This window comes from Pseudomonas sp. PB120 (assembly GCF_009761815.1).
GTDB lineage: Bacteria > Pseudomonadota > Gammaproteobacteria > Pseudomonadales > Pseudomonadaceae > Aquipseudomonas.
The window spans coordinates 1-20,539 of sequence record NZ_RWIN01000115.1 but is presented as its reverse complement, the minus strand read 5'-3'; the positions used below and the strand labels follow the sequence as shown (position 1 = coordinate 20,539).

General features: G+C 59.8%; 24 protein-coding genes. 17 read left to right on the top strand and 7 right to left on the bottom strand.

Annotated features, from left to right (window positions below; genetic code table 11):
- Positions 1 to 87: 87 nt before the first annotated feature.
- On the bottom strand, positions 88 to 372 hold the full coding sequence (locus EJA72_RS21170; RefSeq protein WP_157713318.1) for a hypothetical protein: 285 nt from the start codon (positions 370 to 372) through the stop codon (positions 88 to 90).
- Between the two features lie 194 nt (positions 373 to 566).
- Between EJA72_RS21170 and EJA72_RS21165 the strand changes: the two genes are divergently transcribed.
- A complete protein-coding gene (locus EJA72_RS21165; protein WP_157713317.1) occupies positions 567 to 773 on the top strand; it encodes a hypothetical protein in 207 nt (68 codons plus the stop codon).
- 113 nt (positions 774 to 886) lie between these two features.
- Here EJA72_RS21165 and EJA72_RS21160 read toward each other — a convergent pair whose 3' ends face one another.
- Positions 887 to 1,471 (bottom strand): YajG family lipoprotein, encoded by a 585-nt coding sequence (locus EJA72_RS21160; RefSeq protein WP_157713316.1) that lies wholly within the window; start codon positions 1,469 to 1,471, stop codon positions 887 to 889.
- A gap of 202 nt (positions 1,472 to 1,673) precedes the next feature.
- On the opposite strand from EJA72_RS21160, the gene EJA72_RS21155 reads away from it, so the two are divergent.
- Positions 1,674 to 1,907, top strand: a complete 234-nt coding sequence (locus EJA72_RS21155) for a hypothetical protein (RefSeq protein ID WP_157713315.1) — start codon at positions 1,674 to 1,676, stop codon at positions 1,905 to 1,907.
- Positions 1,908 to 2,643: 736 nt separating this feature from the next.
- A complete protein-coding gene (gene mqo, locus EJA72_RS21150; RefSeq protein WP_157713314.1) occupies positions 2,644 to 4,152 on the top strand; it encodes a malate dehydrogenase (quinone) in 1,509 nt (502 codons plus the stop codon).
- A 223-nt stretch (positions 4,153 to 4,375) separates the two neighbouring features.
- Here the strand turns inward: mqo and EJA72_RS21145 are convergent, their stop codons facing one another.
- From EJA72_RS21145 to EJA72_RS21135, 3 genes are all read right to left on the bottom strand, one after another.
- Positions 4,376 to 4,663, bottom strand: coding sequence for a PA4642 family protein (locus EJA72_RS21145; protein WP_157713313.1), 288 nt, complete (start codon positions 4,661 to 4,663; stop codon positions 4,376 to 4,378).
- 63 nt (positions 4,664 to 4,726) lie between these two features.
- On the bottom strand, positions 4,727 to 5,212 hold the full coding sequence (locus tag EJA72_RS21140) for a hypothetical protein (protein ID WP_157713312.1): 486 nt from the start codon (positions 5,210 to 5,212) through the stop codon (positions 4,727 to 4,729).
- 180 nt (positions 5,213 to 5,392) lie between these two features.
- Positions 5,393 to 5,950 (bottom strand): hypoxanthine-guanine phosphoribosyltransferase, encoded by a 558-nt coding sequence (locus EJA72_RS21135; RefSeq protein ID WP_046030190.1) that lies wholly within the window; start codon positions 5,948 to 5,950, stop codon positions 5,393 to 5,395.
- A 163-nt stretch (positions 5,951 to 6,113) separates the two neighbouring features.
- Here EJA72_RS21135 and upp point away from each other — a divergent pair, with 163 nt between their 5' ends.
- Complete coding sequence (gene upp / locus EJA72_RS21130; protein ID WP_064675925.1) at positions 6,114 to 6,752, top strand: uracil phosphoribosyltransferase; 639 nt, start codon at positions 6,114 to 6,116, stop codon at positions 6,750 to 6,752.
- A 2-nt stretch (positions 6,753 to 6,754) separates the two neighbouring features.
- A complete protein-coding gene (locus tag EJA72_RS21125; RefSeq protein WP_157713311.1) occupies positions 6,755 to 8,029 on the top strand; it encodes a uracil-xanthine permease family protein in 1,275 nt (424 codons plus the stop codon).
- Between the two features lie 137 nt (positions 8,030 to 8,166).
- Here the strand turns inward: EJA72_RS21125 and hemH are convergent, their stop codons facing one another.
- The gene (hemH, locus tag EJA72_RS21120; protein ID WP_157713310.1) at positions 8,167 to 9,192 is read right to left on the bottom strand and encodes a ferrochelatase; all 1,026 of its coding nucleotides are present in this window, start codon (positions 9,190 to 9,192) and stop codon (positions 8,167 to 8,169) included.
- Positions 9,193 to 9,205: 13 nt separating this feature from the next.
- Positions 9,206 to 10,108 carry a TIGR01777 family oxidoreductase gene (locus tag EJA72_RS21115; RefSeq protein WP_157713309.1) on the bottom strand — a complete coding sequence of 301 codons (903 nt, stop codon included), beginning with the start codon at positions 10,106 to 10,108 and terminating at the stop codon, positions 9,206 to 9,208.
- A 196-nt stretch (positions 10,109 to 10,304) separates the two neighbouring features.
- Here EJA72_RS21115 and EJA72_RS21110 point away from each other — a divergent pair, with 196 nt between their 5' ends.
- The 12 genes from EJA72_RS21110 (at position 10,305) to EJA72_RS21055 (ending at position 20,453) form a co-directional block, all read left to right on the top strand.
- Positions 10,305 to 11,291, top strand: a complete 987-nt coding sequence (locus EJA72_RS21110; RefSeq protein WP_157713308.1) for an NAD(P)/FAD-dependent oxidoreductase — start codon at positions 10,305 to 10,307, stop codon at positions 11,289 to 11,291.
- Positions 11,288 to 11,503 carry a TIGR02450 family Trp-rich protein gene (locus EJA72_RS21105; protein WP_157713307.1) on the top strand — a complete coding sequence of 72 codons (216 nt, stop codon included), beginning with the start codon at positions 11,288 to 11,290 and terminating at the stop codon, positions 11,501 to 11,503. Before EJA72_RS21110 ends, EJA72_RS21105 begins: the two co-directional genes overlap by 4 nt.
- A 219-nt stretch (positions 11,504 to 11,722) precedes the next feature.
- Positions 11,723 to 12,682, top strand: coding sequence for a DUF523 and DUF1722 domain-containing protein (locus EJA72_RS21100; RefSeq protein WP_157713306.1), 960 nt, complete (start codon positions 11,723 to 11,725; stop codon positions 12,680 to 12,682).
- Positions 12,682 to 13,623, top strand: a complete 942-nt coding sequence (locus EJA72_RS21095) for a MerR family transcriptional regulator (protein ID WP_157713305.1) — start codon at positions 12,682 to 12,684, stop codon at positions 13,621 to 13,623. The genes EJA72_RS21100 and EJA72_RS21095 overlap by 1 nt, the downstream gene beginning before the upstream one ends.
- Positions 13,624 to 13,644: 21 nt before the next feature.
- Complete coding sequence (phrB, locus tag EJA72_RS21090; RefSeq protein WP_157713304.1) at positions 13,645 to 15,090, top strand: deoxyribodipyrimidine photo-lyase; 1,446 nt, start codon at positions 13,645 to 13,647, stop codon at positions 15,088 to 15,090.
- Positions 15,083 to 15,505 (top strand): nuclear transport factor 2 family protein, encoded by a 423-nt coding sequence (locus EJA72_RS21085; protein WP_157713303.1) that lies wholly within the window; start codon positions 15,083 to 15,085, stop codon positions 15,503 to 15,505. Before phrB ends, EJA72_RS21085 begins: the two co-directional genes overlap by 8 nt.
- Complete coding sequence (locus tag EJA72_RS21080; RefSeq protein ID WP_157713302.1) at positions 15,502 to 16,284, top strand: SDR family oxidoreductase; 783 nt, start codon at positions 15,502 to 15,504, stop codon at positions 16,282 to 16,284. Before EJA72_RS21085 ends, EJA72_RS21080 begins: the two co-directional genes overlap by 4 nt.
- On the top strand, positions 16,281 to 17,528 hold the full coding sequence (locus EJA72_RS21075) for an FAD-dependent oxidoreductase (RefSeq protein ID WP_178129506.1): 1,248 nt from the start codon (positions 16,281 to 16,283) through the stop codon (positions 17,526 to 17,528). The genes EJA72_RS21080 and EJA72_RS21075 overlap by 4 nt, the downstream gene beginning before the upstream one ends.
- The gene (locus tag EJA72_RS21070) at positions 17,525 to 18,340 is read left to right on the top strand and encodes a DUF1365 domain-containing protein (protein WP_178129502.1); all 816 of its coding nucleotides are present in this window, start codon (positions 17,525 to 17,527) and stop codon (positions 18,338 to 18,340) included. The genes EJA72_RS21075 and EJA72_RS21070 overlap by 4 nt, the downstream gene beginning before the upstream one ends.
- Positions 18,327 to 19,598 (top strand): cyclopropane-fatty-acyl-phospholipid synthase family protein, encoded by a 1,272-nt coding sequence (locus EJA72_RS21065; protein WP_157713301.1) that lies wholly within the window; start codon positions 18,327 to 18,329, stop codon positions 19,596 to 19,598. The genes EJA72_RS21070 and EJA72_RS21065 overlap by 14 nt, the downstream gene beginning before the upstream one ends.
- The gene (locus EJA72_RS21060) at positions 19,591 to 20,094 is read left to right on the top strand and encodes a DUF2878 domain-containing protein (protein WP_157713300.1); all 504 of its coding nucleotides are present in this window, start codon (positions 19,591 to 19,593) and stop codon (positions 20,092 to 20,094) included. The genes EJA72_RS21065 and EJA72_RS21060 overlap by 8 nt, the downstream gene beginning before the upstream one ends.
- Before the next feature lie 53 nt (positions 20,095 to 20,147).
- On the top strand, positions 20,148 to 20,453 hold the full coding sequence (locus EJA72_RS21055) for a YkgJ family cysteine cluster protein (RefSeq protein WP_157713299.1): 306 nt from the start codon (positions 20,148 to 20,150) through the stop codon (positions 20,451 to 20,453).
- Positions 20,454 to 20,539 lie beyond the last annotated feature (86 nt).

Genomic DNA, 20,539 nt, shown 5'->3' with positions numbered 1-20,539 from the left:
GCAGTCCCTTCTTGGGGCCGCTTCGCGACCCAGCGGGACGATGCGGCGCCCCGACAAGCTCCCTCGCCACAGGGTTTGCGTAGGGGGTTAAACTCGAGTGCTGATCCACGACACCAGCAACGCCAGCCCCAGGCACGCGAAGCCGAATCGGTAGAAAAACCGGTTCATGCGCAAGGTCGCGCCGTCCAGCGTCAAGGTCGGTTCATCGATACGACGGCTCTGGGATTGCTCGTCCAGGTTGGCCAATGCGCGCTGCTCGCGGCGACGCGTAGCATGCAGCAACCAGCTCCCCGGGAACGCGAACGACAGCGCCAGCAGGTTGATCAATTTGGAGGGGTGGGCGGTAAAAAGCGTCATCAAATGCAGCGACATCGCGAACCTCAAGCAAAACAGGTGTGGCAGGCGCCGGACCAGCGACCGCGCCGCGGATTCTACCGAAAGCCTTCCCCATTGCCCTCCTGCTTTACGACAAATAACGAACCATTTGGCAGATTCCTGTCCTGCGTCACGGCACCGTCATCTGATTACGCCAGTCTGCGCTCCTCGAAACCCGCACGGAGCCCGTCATGCTGCACGCCGAAAACCAGGATCGCCTCTACCTCATCGCCCAAAGCGACGAACAACAGAACCTCGTCGGAAGCCTTGCCTTCAACGTTCAGGACCGCCACTGGCTCGTGTACTGCGCGCTGGGCGGGCATCAACACGCGGATTTGCCGGAGACGGATTTGCTGACGGGCGTGAGCGTGCTGGATTTCTATTGCGAAGCTGCCTGAACCGCAGATCCCCTGTAGGAGTGAGCCTGCTCGCTCCCACAGTTGTTTAGCATCCACCTGTAAAAAAGCCCGGGGCCATTGCTGGCACCGGGCTTTTTGATTCAAGCGAAGGTTTATTCGCCGAGAATCTGACCCACCGTCGGGTCCTTGAACAGACGCGTCAACGCATCGCTCAACACATCGCTGACCAGCTTGGTGTTGGTTTCCTGATTCGGCGCCATGCCAAAACGCTGATCCAGGGACGCACCGTAACGACCGCTGTAACGACGATTGGCATTCTGCACATCGGAGCGGAACGTCGCGCCAATGGTCGCCTCGGTGACGTACATGCCTTCTTTAGGCGACTGATACTTCAGCTCCGCCAGCGTTACGGTCAACTGCGGTGCATTCATGGCGTTGGGCACCGGGGTGAAGCCCAGCAACCGCACGGCCGCTTCGGCCTGGGCCTGCAGCTTCGGCAGAATCTGCGCGCCCTGGACCGTGATCGCGCTGGTCTCCGGGTACAGGCCACCACGGGTTCCCAGGGTTGGCGACGGACGACCGTCCACCACACGCACCACGACTTGCTGGCCGTGGCCAACCGGCGCCAGCTGAGTGGTCAGCTTCGGTTCCGGATTCAGTTGTTGCGGGCTGTGGGCGCAACCGACCAGGGTCAAACTGGTCACAGTGATCAAACCGAACAACAGGCGTTGCAACATGCTCTTCTCTCCAGAATCAGGCACAAACAGGCCGGCAGTATAGCGGTGGGCCATCGTCGCGAACCAGCGTCTGGCCGCGATTACTGAAATCTCTGACAAACCCCGCAGGCCGCGGTTCCTGTCACACATCCTTCACCCGCTTTTCACGGGCGCGTCACGTCTCATTGATAATGTGAGCCGCATATCCCACGAGGAAATGCCCATGCGCCTTCTCATCTCACTGTTCACACCACGCCCGTTGCATCGCTGCTTCGCCCTGCTCGACCACAACGGGCATTGCCAGGCGTTCAAACAGTGCAGCCTGCAGCCGATGGGCGATGGTTGGGTCGAAATCGAAGAAATCCGCCTCAACTGGCTGCACCATCCCCTGCCTCCGAGCGCTCGTGTCAGCCAGCACCAGCCCCGCGCCCGCGCGCAACATCTGATGACCAACTGACCAGACGCCTAATAAAAGTCATTAAACACGTCCATTTCCCTGCGTTTCTTAGATACAATCTCCCCCCGATTATAAGGACGTCTCCTGATCGGGCCTCGCAGCATCGTCAATGCCTCGGTATTGGCACCCCGCACCGCCCACAGAGAGCCGCCCACACAGATCGAGTGAAGCTGGCGCGCTTGCTGTTCCTTGAGCAAAACCCCCACTTTTCGCGAATCTGCAGAGCTGTCATTACGCTCGGTCACTGAGCTGTTTGCCCGTTTTGCCTGTCATGTATCCCATGGCGGCAATCCATCCGGGCACGGTGCCAGGCTGGGACAGCCCTTTTTTGAGGTTCACGTCTTCAAAAGAGCGTGAAAAAAACGGGTTTTCACAACTTCACAAGAGTGTGGCGAGCAAATGAATAGTTTTGCGTCTGAACATGCACCATTAGCGTCTGAAACAGCCCAACGACACAGGACCGAGTATTCCTCGAACACCGGAGCCTGAAGCCTGTCCGCTACGGATTTGGTTGCACAAACGGATGTCTCGGCCATAAGTCGAATTGCCAGTCGTGTGTTGAAATGAGTTCATAGCGCTCATTAACCCGGCCGGTAGCGTCCGTCGAAGTTGCGAAAAATTGCGAAGATTCGGACATGGCGACACTGCCGCGGACCCTGGGGCATCACTGACTCGCCCTGGAACGCCTGGCAGCCATGCCGACAATTTGGTGCTGCAGATTTTGGAGACGCGTTAAATGGCGCATAACGAAGCAGTCGACGTAGTACTGGTTGGGGCCGGCATCATGAGTGCCACCCTCGCTGTACTGCTCAAAGAGCTCGACCCCGCGATCAAGCTGGAAGTCGTCGAGCTGATGGATTCCGGTGCCGCGGAGAGTTCGAACCCGTGGAACAACGCCGGCACCGGGCACGCTGGCCTGTGTGAGCTGAACTACACGCCGCAGGCCGCCGATGGCACCGTCGACATCAAGAAAGCCGTGCACATCAACACCCAGTTCGAGGTGTCGAAGCAGTTCTGGTCGTACCTGACCAAAAAAGGCACTTTCGGTTCGTGCAAATCCTTCATCAGCCCGGTGCCGCACCTGAGCTTCGTGCAGGGCGACGACGGCGTTTCCTTCCTCAAGGAACGCTTCAAGGTGCTGAGCAAGCATCACGCCTTCTCGGACATGGAATACACCGAAGACAAGGCAAAAATGGCGGACTGGATGCCATTGATGATGCCTGGTCGTCCGGCTGACGAAGTCATTGCGGCCACCCGTGTGATCAACGGCACCGACGTCAACTTCGGCGCCCTGACCAATCAATTGCTCAAGCACCTGACCAGCGCACCCGATGCCCAGGTCAAGTACTGCAAGCGCGTCACCGGCCTGAAGCGTAACAACGGCGGCTGGACCGTCAGCATCAAGGACGTGAACAGCGGCAACACCCGTGAAGTGGACGCCAAGTTCGTCTTCCTCGGCGCTGGCGGCGCGGCATTGCCGCTGTTGCAGGCGTCGGGCATCGAAGAAAGCAAAGGCTTCGGCGGTTTCCCGATCAGCGGCCAGTGGCTGCGTTGCGACAACCCGGAAGTGGTCAAGTACCACCAGGCCAAGGTGTACAGCCAGGCCGCGGTCGGGTCGCCACCGATGTCGGTGCCGCACCTGGACACCCGCGTGGTCGATGGCAAGAAGTCCCTGCTGTTCGGGCCATACGCCGGCTTCACTACCAAGTTCCTCAAGCATGGCTCCTTCATGGACCTGCCGATGTCGGTTCGCGCCGGCAACATCGGCCCGATGCTGGCCGTGGCGAAAAACAACATGGACCTGACCAAATACCTGGTCAGCGAAGTGATGCAATCGATGGAACAGCGCCTGGATTCCCTGCGTCGTTTCTACCCTGAAGCGAAAGCCGAAGACTGGCGCCTGGAAGTGGCCGGCCAACGGGTACAGATCATCAAGAAAGACCCGAAAAAAGGCGGCGTCCTGCAGTTCGGTACCGAACTGGTCGCGGCCAAGGACGGTTCGCTTGCGGCACTGCTCGGCGCTTCCCCAGGCGCTTCGGTGACCGTTTCGATCATGCTTGAGCTGATCGAAAAATGCTTCGCGACCAAAGCCAAGGGCGAATGGGCCAGCAAACTGGCCGAAATTTTCCCGGCTCGGGAAAAAGTCCTGGAAACCGATGCTGCGCTGTATCGCAAGATCAACACGCAGAACAACATCGCGCTGGAACTAGTTGAAGCAAGCAGCGAGACCGAAAGCTACGCTTGATTCGGCCACATAAAAAACGCCCCGTTCTCATTGAGAGCGGGGCGTTTTTTTATGGCCGGAGATTTTCTTGCTAACCGACCTCTGTGGCGAGGGAGCTTGCTCCCGCTGGGCTGCGAAGCGGCCCCCAAATTTTTGCAAGTGCTGAAAATTTTGTGAGTGCTCCGCACTCAAGCGGGAGCGAGCTCCCTCGCCACGGGTATTTGGTGTGCTTCCGAGGGGATGATCAGCCGCGGGCTTTTGCGATCAACTCGATGTACTCAGCCGCATTACGCTGATCCTTGATCACCGCGACGAAATCATTGCCGTGCTCGTCCTTGCCGTCCAGGTCATGACCGGCTTCGACGAAGAACGTCAGAAAACGCTCGAAATCATCGATACGCAGGCCACGGTACGCCTTGATCAGTTTGTGCAGGGACGGCGAAGTGGCGTCGACCGGCTCGAAATCGAGGAACAATTTGATCTGCTCATCGCCGATCTCGTCACCAATCACTTGTTTCTTATCTTTACGCATTGCCGACTCCAGCTCGCAGACATTTCACGGGGCGGGCAGTTTACCCCTGCCCGGGCTCAAGGCTCAACGCGGACGAGTGCCACCGGTGTGCAGATCGGCCCAGATATGGCCGTTGGCGTAGCTCAGGAACTGGCAATACACGGTGTCGTTGCGCAACAAGTCGATCACCACCCGGTATTGGGCCAGCGGGTAATAGAGCGTGAGGGTTTTGTTCTTTTCGTCGTAGATCGGCTTTTTCAGGCTTTTGCTTTCGCCATCGAAGTTCACCAGCACCTGGCTGATGCTTGCGCCTTTGTTCAGGGATTTGCCCTTGAGACGGATCAGCAACGGTGAGGTGACCGGTATCGGCTGCTGGTTGGACTGGCGCTGGCTGCCGACCACCACCGAATACTCGGTGACTTGCAACAACTGTTGTTGCTCAGGCTCGGCATCACGCAGGGTCAGGTCATCCGGCGGCAGGAACTGTGCGTGCATCGGCGCCGGGGCGGCGTCCAGGGGCAGGCTGAGTGTCAGCAACAGGGCGGCGCAACTGCGGATCAAAAGACTCATGACGGGCTCCGGAGGGCGGGGCCGGGCACTCTAACATGGGCGTATGAAAATACGTCTGTGGACACAGCCCCCTGTAGGAGCGAGCCTGCTCGCGATAGCGTCGGCACACTTAACATATATGTGTCAGACAGGCCGTAATCGCGAGCAGGCTCACTCCCACAAGGGGTTTGGCGCTGGGGCTTACATGCCTTTAACGGCAAAAATCCCGTTGGCGTTGCGCCAGTAGCCTTTGTAGTCCATGCCATAACCGAAGATGTAACGGTCGATGCACGGCAAACCGACGAAATCGGCTTTCAGGTCCGGGCGAGCCTTGCGGTCGTGGTCCTTGTCGATCAGCACGGCGGTGTGCACTTTGCGCGCGCCGGCATGTTTGCAGAAGTCGATGATCGCGCCGAGGGTGTGCCCTTCGTCGAGGATGTCGTCGATGATCAGCACGTCACGGTCGATGAACGACACTTCCGGCTTGGCCTTCCAGAACAGCTCGCCGCCGCTGGTTTCGTTGCGATAGCGGGTGGCGTGCAGGTAGGACGCCTCCAGCGGGAATTGCAAATGGGTGAGCAGCTTGCCGGCGAAAATCAGGCCGCCGTTCATCACACAGAACACCACCGGGTTAGTGTCGGCCAGTTGTTCGTTGATGTGCGCACCGACGCGGGCGATGGCCGCCTCGACTTCAGCTTCGGTGTACAGGCAGTCAGCCTCTCGCATGATTTGACGGATATGCTCGAGATCAGCGGACATGGCGCTCTCCAGGGGGTTGCGGATTCGGAAAAGCGGGCAAAGGTACGCATCCCGCACGGTCAGATCAAGCGTTTGTGGACTAACGTACTCTATGTCTATAGGACAACACCCTCGGATAGATTAATCTAGGCCGGTTTTTTTGCCCGCCGCCGGAGCCTTTCCCATGCCCATCCTCGAGATCCGCCACCCGCTGATCCGTCATAAACTTGGCCTAATGCGCCGTGCAGACATCAGCACCAAGAATTTCCGCGAGCTCGCTCAGGAAGTCGGCGCCCTGCTGACCTATGAAGCTACCAAAGACCTGCCCCTGGAAACCTACGATATCGAAGGTTGGGCCGGTACTGTGTCGGTCGAGAAAATCGCCGGCAAGAAAATTACTGTAGTACCGATCCTGCGCGCCGGTATCGGCATGCTCGAAGGCGTGCTGAGCCTGATCCCGGGCGCCAAAGTCAGCGCCGTGGGCGTGGCCCGCAACGAGCAGACCCTGCAGGCCCACACCTATCTGGAAAAACTGGTTCCGGAAATCAACGAGCGCCTGGCCATGATCATCGACCCGATGCTCGCCACCGGCAGCTCGATGGTCGCCACCATCGACCTGCTGAAAAAGGCCGGTTGCCGCGATATCCGCGCGATGGTCCTGGTGGCCGCGCCGGAAGGCATCGCTGCCGTAGAAAAGGCTCACCCGGACGTGACCATCTACACCGCGTCCATTGACGAGAAACTCAACGAGCACGGTTACATCATCCCAGGCCTGGGCGATGCCGGGGACAAGATCTTCGGCACCAAGCAGAAGGACGCTTGAGCATGCAGCAGGAGTTCAACGATCCGCTCTGGCGCACGGTGTTGTCTGGCGCACAGATGCTGTTCGTCGCGTTCGGCGCGCTGGTGTTGATGCCGCTGATTACCGGCCTTGACCCTAACGTGGCGCTGTTCACCGCCGGCCTGGGGACGATCCTGTTCCAGATCGTCACCGGGCGTCAGGTGCCGGTGTTCCTGGCGTCAAGCTTCGCCTTTATTACCCCGATCATTCTCGCCAAGGGCCAGTTCGGCCTCGCGGCGACCATGGGCGGCGTGATGGCGGCCGGATTCGTCTACACCTTCCTCGGCCTGGCCGTGAAGATCAAAGGCACCGGGTTCATCGACCGCTTGCTGCCACCGGTGGTGATTGGTCCGGTGATCATCTCCATCGGCCTGGCCATGGCACCTATCGCCGCCAACATGGCGATGGGCAAGGCGGGTGATGGCTCCGAGCTGATTCATTACCAGACCGCGATGCTGATCTCGATGCCCGCGCTGCTGACCACGCTGATCGTTGCCGTGTTCGGCAAGGGCATTTTCCGCCTGGTACCGATCATCTCCGGCGTACTGGTCGGTTTCGCCATGGCCTTCTACTTCGGCGTGGTGGATACCGCGAAAATTGCCGCGGCACCGTGGTTCGCGATTCCGCACTTCACGGCGCCTGAATTCAACTGGCAGGCGATTCTGTTCATCGTTCCGGTGGCCCTGGCCCCGGCTATCGAGCACATCGGTGGCGTGATCGCCGTCGGCAGCGTGACCGGTCGCGATTACCTGAAGAAGCCCGGCCTGCACCGCACGCTGCTCGGCGATGGCATTGCCACCACCGCAGCGGGCCTGTTCGGCGGTCCACCGAACACCACCTACGCCGAAGTGACGGGCGCGGTGATGCTGACCAAGAACTACAACCCGAAAATCATGACCTGGGCGGCGATCTTCGCTATCAGTCTGGCGTTCATCGGCAAGTTCGGTGCACTGCTGCAGAGCATTCCTGTGCCGGTGATGGGCGGGATTCTGTGCCTGTTGTTCGGCTCGATTGCGGCCGTGGGGATGAACACGCTGATTCGCCACAAGATCGACCTGGGCGAAGCCCGCAATCTGGTGATTGTGTCGGTGACCCTGGTGTTCGGGATTGGCGGCGTTTTGGTCGGCACCGGCACCGGTCCGGACGATTTCGGCCTCAAAGGCATCGCGTTGTGCGCGGTGGTGGCGATTGCGCTGAACCTGTTGTTGCCGGGCAATGATAGCTGGAAGCACAAGAAGGCGGATGAGCCGTTGTTGTAACCGCACACCACTCCCTGTGGCGAGGGAGCTCGCTCCCGCTGGGCCGCGAAGCGGCCCTAAAATTTTCGCAGCCGCTGAAAATTTTGTGCGTGCTGCGCACTCAAGCGGGAGCGAGCTCCCTCGCCACAGTTTGTGTACTACAGGGCTAACGGCGCTCGTTCGCACAGCCTGTTCAACGCCCGCGCCCACCGCGGGTCATCGTTGAGACACGGCACCAAGACCAACTCATCTCCTCCCGCCTCGCGAAACAATTCCTTCCCGCGATCACCGATTTCTTCAAGCGTCTCGATGCAATCGGCCACGAAGGCCGGGCACATCACCAGCACTTTCTTCACGCCCATTCCAGCCAACTCATCAAGGCGAGCCTCGGTGTAGGGTTCGATCCATTTCGCCCGCCCCAGACGCGACTGGAACGACACCGACCACTTGCCGTCCGGGAGTCCCATGCGCTTGGCGAACTCGGAAGCCGTGCGCAGGCATTGAGCGCGGTAGCAGGTGGCTAACACTTGCGGCGATGCATGCTTGCAGCAGTCTTCATTTTTGAAGCAGTGCTGCCCCGTCGGGTCCAGCTTTGTCAGGTGCCGTTCGGGCAACCCGTGGAAGCTGAGCAACAGGTGATCATAATCCTGCTCCAGATAAGGCTTGGCGCTGGCCACCAGTGCATCGAGGTATTCCGGCTGATCATAAAACGGCTGGAGAATCGAGAACTGCACGTCGAGATTCTTCTCCCGCACCACCCGCCTCGCTTCCTCGATCACCGTGGTCACGGTGCTGTCGGCGAACTGTGGATAAAGCGGTGCGAGGGTGATTTTTTTGCAGCCTTGAGCCGCCAGTTGCAGCAGTTTCGATTCAATCGACGGTTCGCCATAACGCATCGCCAACTCGACCGGGCCCTGGGTCCACTCGGCGGTCATGGCGTGTTGCAGGCGACGGCTGAGCACCACCAGTGGCGAGCCCTCCTTCCACCAGATCGATGCGTAGGCATGGGCTGACTGCTCCGGACGCTTGATCAGGATCAGCGAAACCAGTAAACGCCGCACCGGCCATGGCAAGTCGATAACGTACGGGTCCATCAGAAATTGATTGAGGTAACTGCGCACATCCGCCACCGATGTGGAGGCAGGCGAGCCGAGGTTGACCAGAAGCAACGCGTGATCGGTCATGCAACGTCCTATTTCAAAGGCGGCTGGACAAGTCGTCCAAAGCCGCGCGCAAATCATTGAACCGGAAGGTGAAACCCGCTTCCAGCAAGCGAGCCGGCAAGGCTTTCTGGCCACCCAGCAACAGCAAAGACAATTCGCCCAGGCCGACCTTCAAGGCCAGGGCTGGCATGGGCATGAACGCCGGGCGATGCAGCACGCTGCCCAACGTTTTGGCGAACTCGCGATTGCGTACCGGTTTTGGCGCGCAGGCATTATAAGGACCGCTGGCCTCATTCTGATGCAGAAGAAAATCAATCAGGGCAATTTGATCGTCGATATGGATCCATGGCATCCACTGCCGACCACTGCCCAGAGGCCCGCCCAGCCCCAGTTTGAACGGCAGCAACAGCCGCGACAAAAAGCCGCCCTCGGCCGACAACACCAGCCCGGTGCGAATCAGGATAACGCGCACACCCAAGGCTTCGGCGCGCTGGGCAGTCTCTTCCCAGGCTATGCACAACTGACTGGCGAAATCGTCGATAACGGGCGGAGATTGTTCAGTCAGTTCGCGCTCGCCACCGTCGCCATACCAGCCAATGGCGGAGCCGGAGATCAGGACTTGAGGTTTCTGCTCGCGGGTTTCGAGCCAGGTCAGCAGGGTTTCAGTCAGGGTAATGCGGCTGCTCCAGAGCAACGCTTTGCGCCGGGAGGTCCAGGGCCGGTCGGCAATCGGGGCGCCCGCCAGATTGATGATTGCATCGACCGGCTCCTGAGCGAGGTCCTCGAGTCGGGCAATGCCACGCACCGAAGCGCCACACAGTTTCGCGACAGTGGCAGGCTTGCGACTCCAGACGGTCAGGCTATGGCCCTGACTCAGCCAGAGTCGGCAGAGTTGACGTCCTATCAAACCAGTACCGCCGGTCAGCAATATGTGCATGACTTCTTCCTCGCGTGGCGTTTTACCCTGTTCACTAGTCTATTTTTATAAGCAGGGATCTTTGGTATCGGGCAGGCTCTGTGAATAACAATAGGCCAAGCCGTCAAAACCAGAACGATAAAAGTTATACCAAAAAACAATATTGTACAGGTTTCATCCACGGCGTAGTCTGTACAGAAAGGTAAACGAGGCCCCTATGACTGTACCTATCGCAATCATTGGCACCGGCATCGCCGGGCTTTCAGCCGCCCAGGCGCTTACCGAGACCGGGTATGTCGTTCAACTGTTCGATAAAAGCCGGGGCAGCGGCGGTCGCATGTCGAGCAAGCGCAGCGATGCCGGTGCGCTGGACATGGGCGCACAATATTTCACCGCCCGTGATCGTCGCTTCGTGACGGAAGTCCAGCGCTGGCAAGCCAACGGCTGGGTCGCCGAATGGACGCCGCAGCTTTACACCTACCACGGCGGGCAGCTCAACCTGTCGCCGGACGAGCAGACTCGCTGGGTCGGCACCCCCCGCATGAGCGCCATCACGCGCGGCCTGCTCGGCGACCTGGAAGTGCATTTTGCCTGCCGCATCACCGAGGTCTATCGAGGTGAAGAACACTGGCATCTGCAGGACGCCGAAGGTTTTACCCATGGGCCGTTCAGCCATGTGGTGATTGCCACCCCCGCCCCGCAGGCGACGGCGTTGCTGGCCTCCGCGCCGAAACTCGCCGGTGCCGCCGCCGGGGTGAAAATGGACCCCACCTGGGCCGTCGCGCTGGCGTTCGATACGCCGCTGGATACCCCCATGGAAGGCTGCTTCGTTCAGGACAGCCCCCTCGATTGGCTGGCTCGCAACCGCAGCAAACCAGGGCGCGATAACAAGATGGACACCTGGGTGCTGCACGCCACCAGCGCCTGGAGCCGGCAACACATCGACCTGCCCAAGGAAGCGGTGATCGAGCAATTGCACGGTGCCTTCGCCGAACTGTTGCACGACTCCATGCCCGCCCCGACCTTCAGCCTCGCCCACCGCTGGCTCTACGCCCGACCCGCCAGCAGCCATGAATGGGGCGTACTGGCCGATGCCGATCTTGGTCTGTATGTATGCGGCGACTGGTGCCTGTCCGGTCGTGTCGAAGGTGCCTGGCTCAGTGGCCAGGAAGCCGCCCGCAGGCTGCATGCGCACCTGCAATGAACCGCATCAACCCCAGCAAGTTGCTGCTGTCGAAATGGACAGCAGCCCACCCGCAAAACCGCGAAAAACACTTTTTGGTGACTGAGTTGTTCCGTGACGAGGAAGGCGTCGTGCTGGATGTAGAAGTTCAAGCGGTGCTGACGAAACGCAGTGAACGACTCAATTGGCATGCGCTTAGAAATAGCGACGCCTGGATACTCGGCTGGAAATAAGATCCCCTGTAGGAGCGAGCCTGCTCGCGATGGTCATTAACGATAACGATATTGGCCTGACACCCCACTGCACCCTCAGGTTTTTCGCGAGCAAGCTCGCTCCTACACCTCCCCCAAAAACCTATACAAAAAATTTGACTTGTACACCTTTGAATCTATGATGAAGGTCATGTTGTACAGAACCGAAAGGCTGTACAGGTTTAGATTCGAGGTGCTCCGATGCCCCACGCCCCCGCAAAACCTAAAATTGCGATCAGCGCCTGCCTGATGGGGGCCGAAGTGCGCTACAACGGCGGGCACAAGGAATCGCGGCTGTGCAGTCGTATCCTTACCGACTATTTCGATTTCGTTCCCGTCTGCCCGGAAGTCGCCATCGGCCTGGGTATTCCCCGGGAGCCGATCCGCCTGGTAGGCAATCCCGAACAACCTGACGCTGTCGGCACGGTCAACCCCGCGCTCAACGTCACTCGGCCGCTGATTGATTACGGTCAGAAAATGGCAGCAGAACTGAGTGATCTCTGCGGCTACATCTTTATGCAGAAATCCCCTTCGTGCGGCCTGGAACGGGTCAAGGTCTACCACGCCAATGGCGCACCGGTGGACGGCGGTGGCCGTGGCCTCTATGCCCAGGCTTTTTGCGCGTTGCATCCCGATCTGCCGGTGGAAGAAGATGGCCGCCTCAACGACCCGGTGCTGCGGGAAAACTTTGTCACCCGCGTATTCGCCTACAGCGCCTGGCAACAGTTGCGGCAAAAAGGCCTGACGCGCAGCGGCCTCACCGAATTCCACTCGCGCTATAAATACCTGCTGATGGCCCACAACCCGGTGCAATACAAAGCCCTGGGGCATTTGCTGGGCAACATGGGCCAGACCGATCCCAATGAACTGGGCCCGCGCTATTTCAGCGAGCTGATGGCCGCCCTGAAAAAATGCGCGACCCGCCGCACCCACACCAACGTCTTGCAGCACATCAGCGGTTATCTCAAACAGGCCATCAGCGCCGAAGACAAACAGGAAGTACAGCACGTGATCGGCCAGTACCGCCACGGCATCGTACCGCTGGTCGTGCCGCTGACGCTGCTCAAGCATCACTTCCGCCAACACCCGGACCCGTACATCTCGCAGCAGGTTTACCTGCAACCCCATCCGGAAAACCTCAGCCTGCGAAACGCCATCTGATGAAAATTCCACTCGACACCAGCGCCGTCGAAGACCTCGGCGACGACTTCAAGAAAGCCCTCGATGAAGGCTGGTTGCCCATCCGTGAAGTGGCGCGCCAGACGGGCGTCAATGCCGTCACGTTGCGCGCCTGGGAACGCCGTTACGGTTTGATCGTGCCGCAGCGCACCCCCAAGGGGCATCGGCTGTTCAGCGCCGATCACGTGCAACGCATCCTGACAATCCTCACCTGGCTCAACCGCGGCGTGGCCGTCAGCCAGGTCAAGCAGTTGCTCGACACGCCGCAGGCTTTTACCGAAGCCGTTGAAAACGACTGGCAGGTCTTGGGCCGCACGTTGCTGCACGCCGTCACGCAACTGAACGAACGAACCCTCGACGACACCGTCAACCAGGCCATGGCGCTGTATCCGCCGCGAACCCTGTGCGAACAACTGCTGATGCCGTTGCTGACGGAACTCGAATTGCGCTGGCAAGGCCAGTTCGGCGCGCAGATGGAACGGGTGTTTTTCTATTCGTGGCTGCGCAGCAAATTTGGCGCCCGCATCTACCATAACAATCGTCAGTTGCACGCCGCGCCGCTGCTGTTGATCAACCACTCGGATGTACCACTGGAACCTCACCTGTGGCTGACCGCGTGGCTGATCAGCAGCTCCGATTGCCCGGTGGAAGTGTTCGACTGGCCGCTGCCGGTCGGCGAACTCGCGCTGGCGGTCGATCATCTGCAAGCCCGCGGCGTACTGCTGTATTCCAGCAAAGCGATGAACCTGTCGCAGCTGCCGAAACTTTTGAACGGCGTCGGTTGCCCAAAAATGATTGCCGGACCAACGGTATGCATCCACCACACCGAGTTGTCCGTAAGAACTTCCGAGATCGCTGATTTGCTCCTGGCCGAAGACCCGTTATCGGCTCATCAGGAACTGCTACAGCGCGGACTCCTTTAAATGCTGTCAACGGACACCACCATGCAATTGATCTGGCTGCGCAGCGATTTGCGCCTGCACGACAACACCGCCCTCTCGGCCGCTGCGGCTCGCGGCCCGAGTGTGGCGGTCTATCTGCTCAGTCCGCAGCAATGGCGGGAGCACGATGACGCGCCGTGCAAAGTGGATTTCTGGCTGCGCAACCTGCACGAATTGAGTCGCGCGCTGGGCGAGCTGAACATTCCCTTGCTGATCCGCATGGCACCGCGCTGGGATGAAGCACCGAAGGTGCTGCTCGACCTGTGTCAGCAGTTGAACATCCAGACGGTGCACGTCAACGAGGAGTACGGCATTCATGAAACCCGTCGTGATGCGGCGGTGGCCGAAGCGCTAAGTGCCCAAGGCATCGACTTTTACAGTTACCTCGATCAGCTGCTGTTCAAGCCGGGCACCGTACTGACCAAGACTGGCACCTACTTCCAGGTCTTCAGTCAGTTCCGCAAAGTCTGTTACGAACGACTGCACGGTTCATTGCCTGGCCGGGTGAGCAAACCCGGCGCGCAGGCACGGCTGAACATCGACAGCGACACCGTCCCGTCAGCCGTCGAAGGCTTCGAAACACCGAGCGATCATTTACGCGCGCTCTGGCCGGCGGGTGAAGATGAAGCGCTGCGTCGGCTCGACACCTTCGCCGACAGCCAGATCGACTACTACAAGAGTGAACGGGATTTCCCGGCCAAACCCGGCACCAGTCAACTGTCGGCGTATCTCGCGGCCGGGGTGATTTCCCCACGCCAGTGCCTGCATGCCGCCGTGCAAAGCAATCAGGGCGAGTTCGAAAGCGGCAAGGTCGGCGCCGTTACCTGGATCAACGAATTGCTCTGGCGTGAATTCTACAAACACATTCTGGTGGGCTACCCACGGGTCTCCCGTCACCGCGCCTTCCGCCCGGAAACCGAAGCGCTGGCCTGGCGCGACGCACCGGAAGAACTGCTGGCGTGGCAAGAAGCCCGCACCGGCCTGCCGATCATCGACGCGGCAATGCGCCAACTGCTCGACACCGGCTGGATGCACAACCGGCTGCGCATGGTGGTGGCGATGTTCCTGACCAAGAACTTGCTGATCGACTGGCGCGAAGGTGAGCGTTTTTTCATGCGGCACCTGATCGACGGCGACCTGGCGGCGAACAATGGCGGCTGGCAGTGGAGCTCGTCCACCGGCACCGACTCGGCGCCCTACTTCCGGATTTTCAACCCGCTGAGCCAGTCGGAAAAATTCGACGCCGAAGGCGTGTTCATCAAGCACTGGTTGCCGGAGCTGGCCGGGCTGAACAAAAAAGAAGTGCATAACCCGGCAAACGTGGGCGGACTGTTCGGCGTGGCCGACTATCCCTCGCCGATCGTCAACTTGAGCACCTCGCGCCAAAGGGCGCTGGCCGCATTCAAGAATCTACCTTCGCGACAACAGGCCGGAGGCGGTTATGAGTGATTTCCTGCGGCGTTTTTCCCGGCAGTTCGCGGACCTGGACAAAGACAATCTGCAACGCCTCGCCGAACTCTATACCGACGACGTGCACTTCACTGACCCGCTGCACGAGGTGCAAGGGCTTGGAAACTTGCGCATCTACTTCGCCGAGCTTTACGCCAACGTCAGCGAGCTGCGCTTCGATTTTCACGGCTTCGACCAGATTGGCGAAGGCGAAGGGTATCTGCGCTGGGTCATGAGTTATCGCCACCCACGCCTCGGCGGCGGCCGGTTGATAAGGGTCGACGGCTGCTCGCATTTGCGCTGGCGCGACAAGGTGTATCGCCACCGGGATTACTTCGATGCCGGGGCCCTGATCTATGAACATTTACCGCTATTGGGCCGGGCGATTGCCTGGCTGAAAAGGAGAATGGGATGAACCTTACGCCGCCACGACGGTATTGGTTGACCGGCGCCAGCAGTGGCATTGGTGCTCAGTTGGCCGAAGAAATTCTGAAAACCGGCGCACACCTGGCCGTCAGTTCACGTTCTGTAGCGCCACTGAAAGTCTTGTCCCAGCGTTATCCGGGGCAAGTGTTGGTGGTGGCCGGCGACCTCACCAACAGCCAACGCGTGCGCGAAATCGGCGAGCAGATTGCCGAAGACTGGGGTTCACTGGATACCGTGATTCTCAACGCCGGCACCTGCGAATACGTGGATGCCAAGCAGTTCGATGCCTCGATCATCGAGCACGTCGTGCGCACCAACCTGCTCGCCAGCAGCTATTGCATCGAGGCGGCCCTGCCCTTGTTGCGGGCCGGCACCGCGCCGCACCTGGTGGGTGTCGCCAGCTCGGTGACTTACTTGCCGTTACCTCGGGCTGAAGCCTACGGCGCGTCCAAGGCGGGCATGCGTTACTTATTCGAATCCCTGCGCATTGACCTGGCCCCGGAAGGCATCGAAGTCACCGTGGTCAGCCCCGGTTTCGTCGATACGCCACTGACCGAGAAAAATGATTTTCCGATGCCCCTCAGCTGGCCGGCGGATAAAGCCGCGAAGCACATCTTCAGCAAACTCAAGGACCGTCCGCTGGAAATCGCCTTCCCGGCGCTGTTCATGGCCGCCCTGTGGCCACTGTCGAAAATGCCTGGCCGGATAAAACTGATGATCGGCAAACGCATGGTGCGCAGCAATCCGCCGATCAAGGACCTGCCGTGAACATCGCCATTATCGGCAGCGGTATCTCGGGGCTGACCAGCGCTTACCTGCTCAACCGCAATCACGAGATCACCCTGTTCGAATCCAGCGACTGGATCGGTGGGCACACGCACACGGTGAACGTGACAGCCGATGGCGAAAATCATGCGGTGGACACCGGTTTCATTGTGTTCAACGACTGGACCTATCCGAATTTCATCCGCCTGCTGGGCCAGATTGGCGTGAGCTTCAAGCCCACCGAAATGAGCTTCTCGGTCACCGACCCGGACAGCGGTCTGGAGTACAACGGCAACAACCTCAACAGCCTGTTTGCTCAACGGCGCAATCTGCTGTCACCCGGGTTCTGGGGCATGCTGCGGGACATTTTGCGTTTCAACAAAGAAGCGCTGCGGGATCTGGAACAACAGCGCATCGCGGCCGACACCACGTTGGACCATTACCTGAAGGCGAATGCCTACGGCGAGCGTTTCATCCTGCATTACATCGTGCCAATGGGCGCGGCGATCTGGTCGATGTCCATGGCCGACATGCTCGGTTTCCCGCTGCGGCTGTTCGTGCGTTTTTTCAAGAATCACGGCCTGCTGTCGGTGAGCAATCGTCCGCAGTGGTGTGTGATCGAGGGCGGTTCAAGTGCCTACATCGCACCGTTGACCGCTACCTTTAACGAGAAGATCCGCCTCAACTGCCCGGTGACGCGGGTCGAACGCGATGACGCTGGCGTGGTAATCCACAGCGCCACTGGCAGCGAGCGCTTCGACAAAGTGGTGTTCGCCTGCCACAGCGATCAGGCACTGAAACTGCTGGCCACCCCGAGCGACGCCGAACAGTCGATCCTCGGCGCCCTGCCCTACGCCGACAACGAAGTGGTCTTGCACAAGGACACGCGCCTGCTGCCGGAACGCAAACTCGCTTGGGCCAGCTGGAACTATCGCCTCGGTGGCGCCGGTCACACGTTGGCCGCCGTCACCTACGACATGAACATCCTGCAAGGCCTGCAGAGCGACACCACCTTCTGCGTCAGCCTCAACCAGAGCGCCGCGATCAACCCGTTCAAGGTGCTCGCCAAATACACCTACGCCCACCCGCAATACAGCCTGGCGGCGGTGGCGGCACAAGCTCGCTGGGAAGAATTGAACGGCGCGCAGCACACCTACTATTGCGGCGCCTACTGGGCCAACGGCTTCCATGAAGATGGCGTGGTGAGCGCGATGCGCGTTGCCCGCGAGTTTGGAGAAGCCCTGTGAACAGCGCACTCTACAGCGGCTGGATCGCCCATCGGCGGTTCGCCCCCAGGCGCCATGAATTCCGTTACCAGATCGGTTTGCTGTATCTCGATCTTGACGAACAGGACGCCGTACTCGGCTTGTCGCCACTGTCGGGAAACGGTCGTTTTTCAGCGTTTTCATTTCGTGAAAGCGATTACCTCAAGGCCTTTACCGGCAACGGCATGCGCCTGATCGATGCGGTGCGCCAGCAAGTCGGCGAAGCGCTCGGGCACACGCCGCAAGGTTCGATCTGCCTGCTGACCCAGGCGCGCAGTTGGGGCCTTTCGTTCAACCCGGTGAGTTTTTTCTATTGCCATGAAGCCGACGGCCAACTGGCGGCGATTCTCTGCGAAGTCACCAACACTCCGTGGCGCGAGCGCTATCACTATGTGCTGCCGGCGAAAGCGCCGGCGGACTTGAGCGACTTCCATCAGCATTTTGTCGTGACCAAGGCGTTTGACGTATCGCCGTTTTTGCCGCGCGATCTCGAGTACCGCATGAGCTTCAGTCCCGCCGCGAAAAAACTCGGCGTGCACATGGCCGACTGGCAGGGCGACCTCAAACTGTTCGACGCCACCCTCAACCTGAGCCGCGAAACCCTGGACCGCGCCAGCCTGCATCGCTATGTGCGGCGCTTTCCGTGGATGACCGCGAAAACCTGCCTGGCGATCTACTGGCAAGCCCTGCGCCTGTTGCTCAAGCGTGCACCGATTTTTGCTCACAAGGTTGCCGACGGCAGCTTTCAAACAGCCACCGTTGCCCCCAGGGATCGCCGCCATGAAATCCTCTAGTCTCTCGGCCAAGACCAACCTGTTCAGCCCCAACGGCCTGACCGGATCGCTGTTGCGTCGCGCCGTGCTGCGTCAACTGACGCAGCTCAAACACGGGCAATTGGTGGTCATCGAAGACGGCGAGCGCCACGTTTTCGGCACGGCTGGCAGTCATTTGCTTGGCGAGATCCATATTCTCGACGCGGCGGCCTGGGGGCTCGTGGCGGGCAACGGTTCGATTGGCGCGGGCGAGGCGTTCATCCACGGTTACTGGAGTTCGCCGGACCTGACGGCGGTGGTTCGGGTGTTTGTCAGCAACCTCGAAGTGCTGGATGCGCTGGAAGGAGGCCTGGCGAAACTGGGCCGGCCATTCGTTCAAGGGCTGCACTGGCTCAATCGCAATACGCGCAAAGGATCACAGAAGAACATCGCCGCCCACTACGACCTGGGCAACGATCTGTTCGAACAGTTTCTCGATCCGACCATGATGTACTCGGCCGCACAATTTCTGGCCGACGACGACACACTCGAACAGGCGCAGTTGAACAAACTGGAACGGATCTGCCAGAAGCTGGCCCTTAAACCGACGGATCACCTGCTGGAAATCGGCACCGGCTGGGGCAGCATGGCGCTTTACGCCGCGCAGCATTACGGCTGCAAGGTCACCACCACGACGCTGTCGAAAGAGCAGTACGCCTTTACCGCACAACGAATCGTAGCGCTCGGGTTGGAAGATCAGGTCACGCTGTTGCTCAAGGACTACCGCGACCTTACCGGGCAGTATGACAAGCTGGTGTCGATCGAGATGATCGAAGCCGTCGGCCACCGTTTTCTGCCGACTTATTTCAAGCAGTGCGCACACTTGCTCAAGAGCAACGGCTTGATGCTGTTGCAGGCCATCACCATCCGCGAGCAGCGCTATGAACAGGCCAAGGGCAGCGTTGATTTCATTCAGCGTTACATCTTCCCCGGCGGCGCCTTGCCCTGCGTGCAGAAGATGCTTGAGATCGTCAGCCGCGACACCGACATGAACCTGCTGCACATGGAAGACTTCGGCCTGCACTACGCGCGTACCCTGCGCCTGTGGCACGAGAATTTTCGTCGCGCCCAGGGCCGTCTGAGCGAGCTGGGCTACGACGACTATTTCCTGCGGCTGTGGGAGTTCTACCTGTGTTACTGCGAGGGTGGTTTCCTGGAGCGCACCATCGGCACCGCGCAATTGTTGCTGGCCAAACCGTCGGCAATCACGGCACCACTGCTCGGTCGTTTCGATGCTTGAACGCCTGGCCAATGCTGCGCTGTTTCAACTGGGCTGGTTTGCCTGCGTAGTGGGCGGCAACAGCCTGTGGCTGTTGGTGGCGCTGGCGGCATTGGTCATCCACCTGCTGTGGATAAGTCGCTGGGCCGATGAAGGCCGGCTGATTCTCAGTGTGGTCCTGCTGGGGACGACCCTCGACAGTTCCTTGCGCTGGCTCGGGGTGTTCGATTTCAACGATGTCGCGCCGTTGATCCCGCTGTGGCTGATGATCCTGTGGGCATTGCTGGCAACGACGTTGCGCCATTGCCTGCAATGGACCGCAAACCCGTGGTGGCTGGGCAGCTTGCTCGGCGCCGTCGGTGGGCCGCTGTCGTATTACGCTGGCGGTCAGCTGGCCGGGGTGCAGTTTCCCTACGGACAACTGCCGACGCTGCTCGGTATCGGCGTGCTCTGGGCGTTGGTGTTTCCGGTTCTGCATTTCATGGCCCACCGGCTGGCGAGCGACACACAGAACTGAACGCCTGTCAGGCCTTTCACACAGCACCGACCCACTGCCTTACACTGCGCGCCATGAAAACCATTCCCCACACGCAAATCGCCGAGCCGGCCGTGACGTGCTCGACGTGCTCTGCCTGCTGCTGTCAGCTCGAAGTGATGTTGATCACCGACACGGGCGTGCCCGATCGTTTTATCGATACCGATGAGTGGGGTGGGGAAGTCATGCTGCGTCTGGATGACGGTTGGTGTGCGGCGCTGGATCGCAACACGATGATGTGCACCATCTACGAAAAACGCCCACTGATTTGCCGGGAGTTCGAGACAGGCTCGCCGGAGTGCATCGAGGAGCGTCAGGGGATTACTTCGGTGTATCGCTAACCACCTTGCCCCCTGTAGGAGCGAGCTTGCTCGCGATGGTGTGTCAGTTGACACCAAACTAACTGAACCACCATCGCGAGCAAGCT